Source organism: Lysinibacillus sp. Ag94, assembly GCF_023242215.1.
In the GTDB taxonomy this organism is placed as follows: Bacteria; Bacillota; Bacilli; order Bacillales_A; family Planococcaceae; genus Lysinibacillus.
On record NZ_CP096780.1, the window covers coordinates 1,972,297 to 1,985,113 of the forward strand.

12 protein-coding genes are annotated in these 12,817 nt (G+C 34.4%); 7 read left to right on the top strand and 5 right to left on the bottom strand.

Annotated elements, in window-relative coordinates; genetic code table 11:
* Positions 1–634 precede the first annotated feature (634 nt).
* A complete protein-coding gene (locus MY533_RS08945; RefSeq protein WP_248718821.1) occupies positions 635–1,384 on the top strand; it encodes a hypothetical protein in 750 nt (249 codons plus the stop codon).
* A 251-nt stretch (positions 1,385–1,635) separates the two neighbouring features.
* Positions 1,636–2,091, top strand: a complete 456-nt coding sequence (locus tag MY533_RS08950; RefSeq protein WP_248718822.1) for an HTH domain-containing protein — start codon at positions 1,636–1,638, stop codon at positions 2,089–2,091.
* 357 nt (positions 2,092–2,448) lie between these two features.
* On the opposite strand, the gene MY533_RS08955 is transcribed toward MY533_RS08950, so the two are convergent.
* The gene (locus MY533_RS08955) at positions 2,449–2,979 is read right to left on the bottom strand and encodes a site-specific integrase (RefSeq protein WP_248718823.1); all 531 of its coding nucleotides are present in this window, start codon (positions 2,977–2,979) and stop codon (positions 2,449–2,451) included.
* A 402-nt stretch (positions 2,980–3,381) separates the two neighbouring features.
* Here MY533_RS08955 and MY533_RS08960 point away from each other — a divergent pair, with 402 nt between their 5' ends.
* Positions 3,382–3,714 (top strand): hypothetical protein, encoded by a 333-nt coding sequence (locus MY533_RS08960; protein WP_248718824.1) that lies wholly within the window; start codon positions 3,382–3,384, stop codon positions 3,712–3,714.
* 59 nt (positions 3,715–3,773) lie between these two features.
* Here the strand turns inward: MY533_RS08960 and MY533_RS08965 are convergent, their stop codons facing one another.
* Complete coding sequence (locus tag MY533_RS08965) at positions 3,774–4,445, bottom strand: hypothetical protein (RefSeq protein ID WP_248718825.1); 672 nt, start codon at positions 4,443–4,445, stop codon at positions 3,774–3,776.
* 88 nt (positions 4,446–4,533) lie between these two features.
* Between MY533_RS08965 and MY533_RS08970 the strand changes: the two genes are divergently transcribed.
* Positions 4,534–4,968, top strand: a complete 435-nt coding sequence (locus tag MY533_RS08970) for a hypothetical protein (protein WP_248718826.1) — start codon at positions 4,534–4,536, stop codon at positions 4,966–4,968.
* A gap of 323 nt (positions 4,969–5,291) precedes the next feature.
* Here the strand turns inward: MY533_RS08970 and fumC are convergent, their stop codons facing one another.
* Together fumC and MY533_RS08980 are read right to left on the bottom strand one after the other, a co-directional pair.
* Entirely contained in the window at positions 5,292–6,683 is a 1,392-nt protein-coding gene (fumC, locus tag MY533_RS08975; RefSeq protein WP_248718827.1) for a class II fumarate hydratase, read from the bottom strand.
* A 378-nt stretch (positions 6,684–7,061) separates the two neighbouring features.
* Positions 7,062–7,277, bottom strand: coding sequence for a hypothetical protein (locus MY533_RS08980; RefSeq protein WP_132362795.1), 216 nt, complete (start codon positions 7,275–7,277; stop codon positions 7,062–7,064).
* Positions 7,278–7,614: 337 nt separating this feature from the next.
* Between MY533_RS08980 and MY533_RS08985 the strand changes: the two genes are divergently transcribed.
* From MY533_RS08985 to eis, 3 genes are all read left to right on the top strand, one after another.
* Positions 7,615–8,637 carry a trypsin-like serine peptidase gene (locus tag MY533_RS08985; RefSeq protein ID WP_248718828.1) on the top strand — a complete coding sequence of 341 codons (1,023 nt, stop codon included), beginning with the start codon at positions 7,615–7,617 and terminating at the stop codon, positions 8,635–8,637.
* Between the two features lie 581 nt (positions 8,638–9,218).
* Positions 9,219–9,950, top strand: a complete 732-nt coding sequence (locus MY533_RS08990; protein WP_248718829.1) for an AAA family ATPase — start codon at positions 9,219–9,221, stop codon at positions 9,948–9,950.
* Positions 9,947–11,170: a GNAT family N-acetyltransferase gene (gene eis / locus MY533_RS08995; RefSeq protein WP_248718830.1), complete on the top strand. Its 1,224-nt coding sequence runs from the start codon at positions 9,947–9,949 to the stop codon at positions 11,168–11,170. The genes MY533_RS08990 and eis overlap by 4 nt, the downstream gene beginning before the upstream one ends.
* Positions 11,171–11,403: 233 nt before the next feature.
* Here the strand turns inward: eis and MY533_RS09000 are convergent, their stop codons facing one another.
* Complete coding sequence (locus MY533_RS09000) at positions 11,404–12,798, bottom strand: MocR-like pyridoxine biosynthesis transcription factor PdxR (RefSeq protein WP_248718831.1); 1,395 nt, start codon at positions 12,796–12,798, stop codon at positions 11,404–11,406.
* Positions 12,799–12,817 lie beyond the last annotated feature (19 nt).

Sequence of the window (12,817 nt, forward strand, 5' to 3'; positions counted from 1 at the left end):
GTCATGTCTAGTTAAAAATAGGGGACTAATATCGCTCATTTACAAAAAGAATAGTGATGAGTTGCAAAAGCGTTTGATACATGTAGGTTCAATCTTTTTTGTATTTTTTTATTGGTAGAACATTATATTTTTGGTAAAATATTAATTAATCACCAAAGTTTGTGGACGACTTTTGTTAAAACGTCTACTATATAAATAGTTGACCTTCGTTTCGACTGGGCGACTTCTCGGGGATCAGCAATAGAGGAACGAAGACTAAAAGCATCACATCCAGTCATAACGCCTTCGTGACCAACATCATGTTGGCCAGAGACCCTGCAGCGTGGCGGATGTTTTCTGTAGCGAAAGCGAAGCGACAGCAACAAATGTTTTGACTGTGCGAAAGCGAAGCGACAGCAACAAATGTTTTGACTGTGCGAAAGCGAAGCGACAGCAACAAATGTTTTGACTGTGCGAAAGCGAAGCGACAGCAACAAATGTTTTCTGTAGCGAAAGCGAAGCGTCAGCTACAAAGCGCCCAGTCGGAACGGAAATCAACCACACGTTTTGGTGATGATCCGAAATATTAGAATATATTGGTATTTAATGCTTATTGGAGTGTGTTATTTAAAATAAAGCTACGAGGGGGAGAATCATGAAAAAATTTTTTATGGTGTTACTAGTAGCATTTGTTTTTGCAGTAGTACATCCAACAAAATCGGAAGCGAAAGTGATGTATGATGGAGCAGAAGTTGTAAAAGACCAAACCGGAAAAATGACCTTTAAAAAAGACATCAAGGTGTACAAGAAAAATCCAAATGGTACGTTTGATTCGTTAGTGGTCAAGCGAAATAATTTCTTTAGAACGTATGATATTGAAAAATATGATGGCAAAACATTTTACCAGATGGGGCAATATCGGGTACAAGCAACGGATTTGGTAGTTTTCAAAGAAGTACCAATAAAAATTCGTTCAACTTTTTATAAAAATCCAACTTATATCTTTATTAATCGTGATAGTAATACCGCAACTTACGGAATGTGGTTCAATGAAAGAACCAACCCGGGTTTTTCTTTTACAAATAATGGACAAATAATTTCTTATTGCGGTCCGAATGATGTTAGTTCTAAAGAGTGTATACAGTATCCTGGTATAGATCTTAAAATCTCTGAGTCGAAAAGAAGCGAAATAGGCGTGCGTTTTGAGCTAACAAAAGATACAGATTTTATACTCGATCCAATTAAAGGATCTGCAACGATAAGTACATTGAAAAAGGGAAGTATTTTATTTTCAGAAGGTCTTGAAATTAATGGTTATCTAAATGTAACTTGGAAAAAAGGTGACAACAACGAGTCCACACATTGGATTCCAGTGAAATTATTAAAACCAGTTGGAGAGAAGTAATTAGGAATTTACAAAGCACTTAAACGGTGCTCCATCTAGTTTTTATGTTAATTGTAAATAAAGATACCCTCTAAGAGAGACTTTTTAGTGTCTATCTTAGAGGGTACTTGATCATCTACTGAAGTAACAGTATCAGTTATTGTTGAACGGAAAGCATGACTGACATCACTATTATCCATTGTAGATATTACGCCGCCTTTGTTCATAACAACATATGTATTTTCACTAAAATAAAGTAGAGGTGAAATAGTATGGATGAAAAGCAGAAAAAAGTAGAAATATCTTTTCTCACTAATGGACCGACCCAATCTGATTATTTTAGAGAACAATTTCAAGAGTTAATTAAAAAATTTAATTTACGGCTTCAACAACTCTCTAAAATGTTTGATATACCCATAAATGACATAGAAAATATAATGAAAGATTCAATTAGCATCACAAATGAAAAATTTGAAGAAATTGAGTATAAATTAACAATGTTGAATTTTGGTTTTAATGATTTTAATGCTAAAGATAGGGTAAAGTCAATATTGAATAGTTTGTTAGTGGAATACGAGATAACAACAGAAAGCTTGTCCAAAATTATAAATGTAACAGAAAAAGAACTTTTAGATTTTAAAGAAGATCAATTACTAGAGAGGAATATAGAAATTGAAATATGTGTGAATATTATCTTGCTTAATTTTGTTCTACATAAAAAAATATAAAGCCCGGTTATTCGAAATGAAATGCTCCCAATTAGGTAGATAGATTAAAATCTGTTTATCCAATGGGAGTATTTTTATGGATCGAAGTAAATTAAAATTATGCACCAAAATAGGCTTGAGGTGATGGCATTAAAACCATAAAAAAGGACTGAGGTATATCCCCAATCCTACTTTTTTCTATAAATATGCTCACTAAAGATTTATTAATTGCTCGATTTTAGCCTCAATTAGCCAAGTATATAATGGAACACATTATCAAGGTGCTATATGATTAACTTGCACGCCTGTTATTTTACATTTGGTAAAATAATTGATTATCTATAAACGTTGATATATAAAGGGTCAGATGAGTTTTTGTTATAAGTTAGCCCCACGTTTAGCCCCATTTTCTTTTAAGCTTTGACTAAATACTGAAATAGTGTGTTCCTCCAATTCCTGAAGAACATGACCATAAACAGTATGAATCATTTCAGGCGTATTTCCTAAACGATCAGCAATTGCTTTAACAGGGATACCGTTATTCATCAAAATTGTGGCATGTGTGTGCCGTAATCCGTGTATTGTAGTCGCTGGAAGTCCAGCTGCCTTTACAGCACGATTAAATGTTGCGTTTAACCCTGTGGGAATGAAAGGTTCACCATTATAAGGTGATATGAAAATAAAAGAGTCATCTTTCGAAATATTATCATTTAATTTACGGCCATATGATAGCAACAAAGCTTTGACAGCCGTTCTATAACTCTTTAACTGCTGCAAGACAATATCATCAACTTTTATGGTGCGCTCACTGTTTTGTGTCTTTGTGGTTCCAACACCGTTATTTCCTCTGTGACGCTCAATAGTGATTGTTCGATTATCAAAGTCCATATTACTCCATTGAAGCCCCAAAGCTTCACCAATATACGAAAGGAATGCAGGAGCTATGGAAAGAGCTGAACAAAGAGGAAATCAAAAGATTTCAAATTCTTTCTCAAGTATGTAATTGCTTCGAATTATTAGTTTGACAGGGCCACTCTTTATGAGTGGTCTTTTCACTTTTGAAGGATGCGACATCAAAAGAGTTGGCCAAGTATTTAATACGATCAGCGGAGCAATACTTTAAGGAATTGTATGAGTTTTCATACGGTGTTAAATCATATAGATTTATTTACAAAAAGAGTTTGAGAAAAACGCAGAAGAAACATACAATAATAGTGTAGAAATAAAAGGTAAAACATATAACAGTATATATAAAAAACTATTAACTGGTAACGTCATATAAGACTTATTTATGAATTAGGAGGGTGTTATTTGAAAATTATGCGTAGCTCTGAACTTTTAAGTGATAGTGAAATAATGGATTTATTAAAAGATCATCAAAGGACGAGCAAACTATCTAAAAAAGAAGAACTTACAGAAATGGCTAGGGTTGCTTTGAGAGAATCGTTAGAAAAGGCAGTGGAGGTATATAAGAAAAATCAAGATTTTGGAAGTGTTGAAAGCTTTAGCAATCTATTGTGTAATTTTGAAAGCGTTAAGTTTTTTAAAGAGTTTGAGAATAATAATTCTATTATATATTCTTTTGAAAGCATTACGGAGTCTGGGCATTATACTTTGAAAGATAGTGGTTTTTTACGTTGTTAAAACAAGAAGAAGCTCTATGAACTGTTTTAGGTCATAGAGCTTCTTTAACTTTGATTAAATCATTTAATACCATTAAATTCGACACCAGCAGGTGTAGGTGTTAATACACTATTTCCATCTTTTACTACATAATCTGCCATGAATGAGGCTTTATTTTTATAGTGAGCGATATTATAAGATCCTATTTTTCTATCAATAAACGGTTTAATGTAGGTTTCATTGAAAAAATTATTCATTACAATTGTAGAGTAATTAGTATTTGGTAGCATTGCATAACCATAAACCCTGCCACCAATCTGATCTATACTACTTAAACCAGCATTTCTAGCATATAAAGATGCATAAAATAGCGTATCACTATGACTCATATCACGAAAAACTACGCTACCAAGATTAACACTACCCCTTGCTTGAATTTTTTTAGTAGCATTTAATTCATCAATTTTTTCACTAGGTATTATTTCAACTTGGTCTAAGTTTAATTTATCTAATATTTCTTCAATATTTTCGTCCATCGCATTAGGGTTTTCTTCGTAGTAATTCTCTATCAAATTCATTTCATCTAAAGTGGTAACTCTACTTGTGGGTGATATTACATCATTATTTGTTAATAACCTATCAATTTCTTGTTGACTAAGGAATTCTTGTGTTTGAGCAAATCCTTTGGTAGGTAAAAAAGTGATAACTGATAGTAGTAACATTGCTACTAAAATTAATATTTTTTTCCTCATGTGTATAAAGCCCCCCTTCTGAAGTATTCAAAAAATAGTAGAACATTATTTAATATTGTTAGGACTATCCATTGTTTTAGCTTTATTCTTGTCCAAATTGTGTATTGCAAATAATAGAGTTATCACTGATATATTTATTTACTTTAGTGCAGGTGAGATGACGATATTTATAGGTGCTTTAGTGATGCTTATTGAAGGCATTTATATTTTCAGTAAACCTAAAATTATTAGCTTTAGTTCATTTAAAATAGTACGTTTATTTTTTCCTTATGCAATTATTTTTACAATTATTTTAGAAGTTCATAAATTTATTAATAGTGGGGGACAATTAAATGAACTAAATAACTATATTTTAGTGTTTTTGTTCACTATCTTTTGGATTCCAATTTTATATGAATTAACAAAATTAATAAGAGCTTTTAAAAATATTTTGAAAAATAATGTTCAAGAAAGTAAGGATAGACGTGCAATAATCATAGCCATTGTTGGAACAATTATTTCAATAATAGCATTGTTTAAATAGTACATACTTAATAAGTCATATCTAACAAGGTGTGGGTTTTTATTATTTTTGTTTATAGAAATGCACTGTGACTAGCAGTGCTATTTTTTATGTGAGTAATTTATTCTTAAATTGACCAACAAAAAAGATTGAAGCATATTAGCCCCAATCTTTTATACTCACATATTCCTGTACACACGCTCGCCGTATTTTATTAGCCCCAACTTAGCCCCAAAAACATGCTGTACTATACAATAACTTGCTTGGTCAGAAGAGAGCCCATTACCTCAAAACGTTGATATATCAAAGTTCTGTCAGCTTTGTGTGTTCAACTTGCACTTATATCACTTTACATTTGGATAAATCATCGTTGCAGGGTCCACATATTCATCGAACTGTTCTTCTGTTAGTAAACCTGTTGCAATCGCTGCTTCTTTTAATGTTGTGCCTTCTTTATGGGCTTTCTTCGCAATTTTTGCCGCATTTTCATAACCGATATAAGGGTTTAGTGCAGTTACAAGCATTAATGAATTTTGTAAATTGTGGTCAAGCACTTCTTTATTTGGCTCGATACCGACAGCGCAATTATCATTAAATGATTTCATTGTGTCTGCTAGTAGGCGAGTTGATTGTAAGAAGTTATAGATAATTACTGGCTTGAAAACATTTAACTCAAAGTTACCTTGGGAAGCGGCAAAGGCAATTGTTGCATCATTACCAACAACTTGTGTAACAACCATGGTCATCGCTTCACTTTGAGTTGGATTTACTTTACCAGGCATAATAGATGAGCCTGGCTCGTTTTCTGGAATCGTAATTTCACCAATACCAGAACGAGGACCACTCGCTAACCAGCGAACATCATTGGCAATTTTCATTAAGTCAGCTGCAAGAGCCTTTAATGCGCCATGTGCGACAACAGCTTCATCATGACTCGTCAGTGCATGGAATTTATTTGCAGCCGAAGTAAAATGTTTTCCTGTTAATTGACTAATTTCTGCTGCTACACGCTCACCAAATTCGGGATGTGCGTTAATACCTGTTCCAACTGCTGTTCCACCAATCGCTAATTCCTTCATATATTTAATATTTTGGACAATCATTTGCTCAGATTTAGCAAGCATTGCTACCCAGCCACTAATTTCTTGACCTAAAGTTAAAGGTGTAGCGTCTTGTAAATGTGTACGACCAATTTTAATAATATCTTTAAATTTTTCTGCTTTGTCATCAAGTGTTTCTTTTAATAAGCGTAGTCGCGGCAGTAAATAATCTTCAACTTTTAATACTGCAGCAATATGCAAAGCCGTTGGGAAGGTATCGTTTGAGCTTTGAGATTTATTGACATCATCGTTTGGATGGATGCGCTCAGCCTCGCCAACATTTTGTAAAAGTTGGTTTGCACGGTGAGCAATTACCTCATTGACATTCATATTTGACTGTGTACCACTACCAGTTTGCCAAACTACAAGAGGGAATTGATCGTTCCATTGACCCTTTAAAATTTCGTCTGCTGCTTGCACAATCGCATGTGCTTTTATATCTGAAAGCTTACCTAATTTATTATTGGCTATCGCAGCACTTTTCTTTAAAATGGCCATGGCTTGAACTAGCTCAATAGGCATTTGTTCTGTTCCGATTTGGAAATTCTCTTTACTGCGCTGCGTTTGAGCACCCCAAATTTTATCTGCAGGTACTTTAATTTCACCCATAGTGTCTTTTTCAATACGATAATCCATGTAAAACAGCTCCTTTATTTATGTAAATCTCTCCAATTAAGTAAACATTCGACGGAGAATTAAACTTCTTTCAACGGGTGTCAAACAGCTGTTGATAAAAGTTAAAAAAAGATATTCTTAGTCTGATGTAAGAATATCCGTTTGATACATGCTTATTTCAAAAAAATAGGGGGATGCTGAACTAAGCATTTCGGAGTAAGAAATAATCTATTGATAATGATAATTGTTATCAATTAAAAAGTCAAATGCTTTTCTTGAAGACGATTTTATCGTTGAGAATAATTCGCAATGGATTTTTCTCTTATAGTTCGATTCCCTTTTTTTTAAAGTTAAAACGCTATCATTAAATGATAGCGTCGGAAGGTGAATAGGGAAGAGCTATCTCTTTTTCTTGCCAATTTCTTTTAATGGTTGTTTTTTAGCTATTTTTTCAAAAATGATACTTACCTGATAGTTGTTGTCGTCTATTTGAACAATCTGAACAACTTTAGCTTTACGTCCTTTAATTTTAATGTTCTCTTCGACAGTAGGTAAATTTACGAGCAGCTGACTTAAAACGGACGTCTTGTTTTCATAGAAATGAGTTACAAACATAATCCTTCTCCTTATAAATGTTTTAGTAAGCCTAGAAAAAAACCTTCCTTTATTATTGCTTGTATGTAATGTAAAAAAGACAGGGGTTTATGAGGATAATGAGCAAGGGGAAGGTTTTACTCAATGTATGATAAGAGCTAAAAATCTAGAACATTGTTAATTGGGGTAGAGCATAGAGAAAAGATTTTAATCCTGAAGATTGAAATGTATTAAGATCACTAAATTTTTAATTATATTCAGAATTATTTATATTTTACCAATTTTTAATATTTTATCTTTATTTTTCCTTCCGTTTCTATTAAACTATAAATAGACTTAAACCAAAGGGAGGAATAAAATGAAAAAAATTACTATTAGGTTGTTCTTTATGCTTATCTTTTTATTAGTGCCAATGAATGTTTTTGCAGATGAGTCTTTAGGTGAATTTTCATTTGATCCAAGTAAAATGTCACATCCTTATGACATGGTAAACTCGAAAGGTGAAATCATTAAATATGAGGAGTTTAATGTTAGCGATTGGTCATTAAATAATGAAATACCAAGTGTTCAAGGTTCGGGAGAAATTTCGCCTATCCAGATTGATTCAATAATGGAAGGTCACTCGTTTATCGATATTACACCACCACCAGTTGTTATTAATGATTCTACTGCTAGAGGACCTTTACAAATATCACCACGTATTGTCATCGGTGACGATAGTAGAAAAAAAGTAGAGAATACTAAAGAATTGCCATATAGTGCAATTACGTATATCGAAATAAATTGGCCTGATGGAAAAGGTGGTTCTTGTACAGGTTCTTTAGTTGGCAAAAATAAAGTTTTAACAAATGGACATTGTGTAATAAATCCAGAAACAAAAGAAACTATAACTAGTGCAAAGGTTTACCCTGGTGTAAGTAATAGTGTTGGATTATTTGGTTCTTATAAAGTTAATGATTATTATGTAGCTGCTAATTGGGCTTCAACTGGTTCGAGCTCTGAAGACTTCGCTATTCTTGTTTTGGATGTATCAAAAGACAATAAACAGGCAGGAGATGTTGCAGGAACTCTTGGAATCAAACAGGTGAATAATCTTCTTAATCAAAATATCGGTATTTATGGTTATCCGGGAGATTTAATGCAGGCGAGTGGTGAAATTTCTCAATTTGGTACGAGAGGAAATATTACTAGAGAGGATGCATCTGTAGCCTTTTATACAATTGATACTGCACCAGGACAATCGGGTTCAGCATTAATAAACACTGATAATCAGATTATAGGTGTTCATAGAGGTTCATTTGTTATTAATGGGAACCCGATGAATGGAGGACCTAAGATGAACTCTTATATGTTTAATTTTATTTCCAAAGCTTTAGAGTAAAACTACTAATAATGTAGACAAACTGAGAATTTCGGTTTGTCTATTTTTTTGACGCTAAAAAAATAAGAGCTGACTGAATTGAGCATCCCAAAACATAAGGTGGTATATCTTTTTGGTAGACAATCTTTAAGGATAAAAAAATAGGGGGTTGTAATAAAGACATAAACGGAATGTAAGGGAAATTATTTTCGGAATTAACAGATTATGTTTAATATTAGCTGTAACGAGAAAAATAGCAGTTCAAAATGGGAGTCAGTCTGATTATGCTAGTTCATTATTTTTTGTAAATCGCTATATTATGGCATAATTTTATTATTTTTTATTGCAACTTTCGACATGTTTTTTATTTATTTCTCGGGAAATATTTCATAGATTTTAGTAGTTACAACGGTGTTTTTAATGCTCATAATATAATTTTTGTACCTAGGGATTAGGTATTGTTATAGGTCAAGTTCAATGATGAGTTTATGATTTGCATTAATGTTTTGACTTTTCGGCATTGATTTCCTTTAGAGCTATGCGTGGCTTATGTTTGGCAAAAAGCGTAGGCACGTTATAATAGTAATAAGGGAGGAAACGAAATGTATTTAAAGTCATGTAAGGTAATACAGGGAGAAATTGCAGAGAAAGATCAATATCCCTTTAATATACCAAGTTTGCAGGATTTACAGGAGCTAGAGTTTCCTACGAACGTTACCTTCTTTGTAGGGGAAAATGGCTCTGGGAAATCAACCCTATTGGAGGCTATAGCTGATCGCTGTGATTTTAATACAGCGGGGGGCGGCCGTCAAAATATATATGAAGTACATAAAGCGGAATCTGCACTTGGAGAATTCATTCGTTTATCATGGTGGCCAAAGGTTTCAAATGGCTTTTTCCTACGTTCGGAAACGTTTTATCAATTTGCGAGTCATATTGATTTGTTGGATAATCATCCAAATAAGTATGCCGCTTTTGGTGGTAAGTCGTTACATCATCAATCACATGGGGAGTCCTTTCTTTCGCTGTTTATGAATCGCTTTAAAGGGAAGGCCATTTATTTATTAGATGAGCCTGAAGCGGCGTTGTCACCAACGAGACAGCTAAGCCTCCTCAAAATTATCAAAGATTTAGAGCACGAGGCACAATTTATTATCGCCACACATTCACCTATTTTACTTGGCTATCCGAATGCTACAATTTATAGTTTTGATAATGGAGAGATTGAAGCTATTCGTTATGAGGATACTATACATTACATTGTTACGAAGCGTTTTTTAAATGCACCGGAAACCATTTTTTCAGAGTTATTTGATGAGGAGAGAGAATCATGAATCAACGTAAAGGCTTAGTTATGCGAGAAATTCGATTAGATGAAATGGCACAGTTTATAGATTTGCTTAATTATGTTTTTCAAATGTCCATGTCCATTCATAAGGATCGTCGCTTTGTGAATGCCAAAAGTAAGCAATTTAATGAAGGACATGCGATTGGTTGGTTCGATGGCTCACATCTTGTATCTCAAATTTTATGCCTACCTTTTGAGGTAAACGTTCATGGTAGGATTTATGAAATGGGAGGCATCACTGCTGTCGGAACGTACCCTGAATATTCTGGGCATGGTTTGATGGAAAGTCTTATTATTGAGACTCTAGAGCGGATGCGAAACGAAGGACAATGCATATCCTATTTATTCCCATATTCTATCCCTTATTACCGAAAAAGGGGTTGGGAAATTATGAGTGATATTGTGGAATTTCAAATCAAAGATACGCAGCTTCCTCGCTACGGTGGCCTAAATGGAAAAATCCGTCGTGTCGATCCGAAACATGAAGACGTTGTGACTATTTATGCGCATTATTCAAAGAAAACGCACGGTGTCATGGTTCGTAATAGTATCGCATGGAATGAAAAGTTTCAGGAAGACTTTTGGGAGGAAAAATTTATCGATAGTGATGTCAACCTCCAGGCAGCGGTTTATTATGATGAGGATGATATACCACAGGGTTATATGTTTTACCGTATTATGGAGGAAAATTTTTACATCGACGAAATTGTCTATTTGCTGGAAGAAGCGCGTAAAGGTTTATGGAATTTTGTCTCAGCACATAACTCAATGATTTACAACGTCTATGGTAAAACAACAGGCAATGAAGCCGTTGCCTTTCTGTTAGAGGATAGTGAAATTATTCAGAAGGTATCCCCTTATTTTATGGCACGAATTGTTGACGTAAAGGAATTTCTATTACGCTACCCATTCACAGGAAATGATTTTCAGCTTAGACTAGCTGTTCGTGATCGCATTGTTGCATGGAATAATGGTACATTTGTTATAACGAAGCAAGACGGAAAAGTTGCAGTTGAAAAAGTAAGTGAGACACAGTCAGAAAATGCTATTCAACTAACAGTTCAAACACTTGCCACGATGTTACTAGGCTATAAACGACCGAGTTATTTAGAAAAAATTGAGCGTTTACAAGGCAATGCCATTGAAATTGCACTACTAGAGACTGTACTACCAGTAGGCATTCCAACGTTTATTGATTATTTTTAAAAAATTTTTGGGGGATTTGTGCAGGGACAGCTGTACAAATTCCTTTTTTATTGATTCAAAAGAAAACGAATCGGGTCAACGCAAGAACTGCTCAGCTCCAAGTGAAAACCGCAATCAGATTACCTAAAGATCCACTCGGGATAAAAACTATTGGACAAGAAGAGTGGAACATGTTGAATGTGCTGATAAAAACATATGATGATCGAGATAAAGAGTAGCCATAACCCTTGCAGTTATGGCGTATTATTAATCCAAGCTTTTCTTAGCAGTTGTACACCAAGAATGATGTCCTCCATTTTTAATTTACTAAAGCCTAATTGTATAATGGGTGTAGAGCTTGGCTGTTGTAGAAAATATGGGCTAGTAGGGTAGACTTTGACTCCGTATTGTTGTGCATTTTGAATGAGCTGCTCTTCTGAACATTGAGTTTGCACCTTCACTAATATATAAAGCCCAGATTGTTCTCCAAGTATCGTAATTTTTTCTCCGAACTGTTTGTTAAGCTCCTCTACAAGAGCATTTATTTTATGTTTATAGGTGATACGCATTCTTTTAATATGCCGTGTCCATTCACCTTGTTCCATGAATTTCCCCATTGTTAATTGATGTAAGGACGAGGCGTTATGTTCAAAATAAGCAAAGCGTTCTTTATATGGCTGTATAAGTGATTGCGGTAGTACCATATAGCTTAAACGAATAGCTGGTAAAAATGATTTTGAAAATGTCCCCATATAAATCACACGTGACTTGTCGAGTGAGGCGAGAGCAGGAAATGGCTGTTGCGTATAACGAAATTCACTATCATAATCATCCTCAAGTATATAACCATCAACTTTTTTAGCCCACTGAATTAAAGTTTGACGCTGCTGAATGCTCATGGAAACACCGTATGGAAAATGATGAGAAGGTGTGACATAGAGTAAGCGCGAATGTAAATGCTTTAAATGCTCAAGCTTTGCACCTTTTTCCGACACAGGTAAAGTTTCTATTTGAAAGTCATGCAGCTTGAACGCTTCTCGTGCACCGTTGTAGCCAGGGTCTTCTAAAATAACACTTGGGAAATGTTGCTTTAATAGAAAGCCTAGATAAATTAACATTTGCTGGGTGCTACTACCGATAATAATGTCCTCTTCATTTACATGAACGCCACGAGCTTGAAGCAAATAATGTACAAGCTGTTCTTTTAGAAGTGGCTCACCGAAAGGGTCGCCATATTCATAGCATTTTTGTAAAGGTAACACTTGATTAGCCATTTGCCGCCATATTTTTACAGGGAAATGTTGTTGATCGACAGCTCCAGCCCGAAAGTCAATGATGACATCTCCACTGTTAGTTTTAATTTCTTGACTAAGGCTAGGCCATTCCTCCTCCTGAAAAAAAACTTTTTCAAATTCATTCACGAAATAGCCCTTTCGTCTTTCACCACGTATGTATCCTTCCGCTACGAGTTGCTCATAGGCAGTTAAAGTTGTATTCCGACTAACATGTAAAGTTTCGGCTAGCCTTCTAATAGAAGGAAGCGAATCATTCGTTGTTAATCTGCGTTGTTCGATTAACCATTTGATTTGTTGATAAATTTGTTTATATTTTGCCTCTTGATCTGTAAATAAGAAAATAAAATCGTCCATAAAGTCCCTCCTTGACATG

Bases quoted from the DNA above. Each gene is read 5' to 3' on its own strand.
- MY533_RS08945 (WP_248718821.1), top strand. From the start codon at position 635: ATGAAAAAATTTTTTATGGTGTTACTAGTAGCATTTGTTTTTGCAGTA.
- MY533_RS08950 (WP_248718822.1), top strand. From the start codon at position 1,636: ATGGATGAAAAGCAGAAAAAAGTAGAAATATCTTTTCTCACTAATGGA.
- MY533_RS08965 (WP_248718825.1), bottom strand. From the start codon at position 4,445: ATGAGGAAAAAAATATTAATTTTAGTAGCAATGTTACTACTATCAGTT.
- fumC (WP_248718827.1), bottom strand. From the start codon at position 6,683: ATGGATTATCGTATTGAAAAAGACACTATGGGTGAAATTAAAGTACCT.
- MY533_RS08980 (WP_132362795.1), bottom strand. From the start codon at position 7,277: ATGTTTGTAACTCATTTCTATGAAAACAAGACGTCCGTTTTAAGTCAG.
- MY533_RS08985 (WP_248718828.1), top strand. From the start codon at position 7,615: ATGAAAAAAATTACTATTAGGTTGTTCTTTATGCTTATCTTTTTATTA.
- MY533_RS08990 (WP_248718829.1), top strand. From the start codon at position 9,219: ATGTATTTAAAGTCATGTAAGGTAATACAGGGAGAAATTGCAGAGAAA.
- eis (WP_248718830.1), top strand. From the start codon at position 9,947: ATGAATCAACGTAAAGGCTTAGTTATGCGAGAAATTCGATTAGATGAA.
- MY533_RS09000 (WP_248718831.1), bottom strand. From the start codon at position 12,798: ATGGACGATTTTATTTTCTTATTTACAGATCAAGAGGCAAAATATAAA.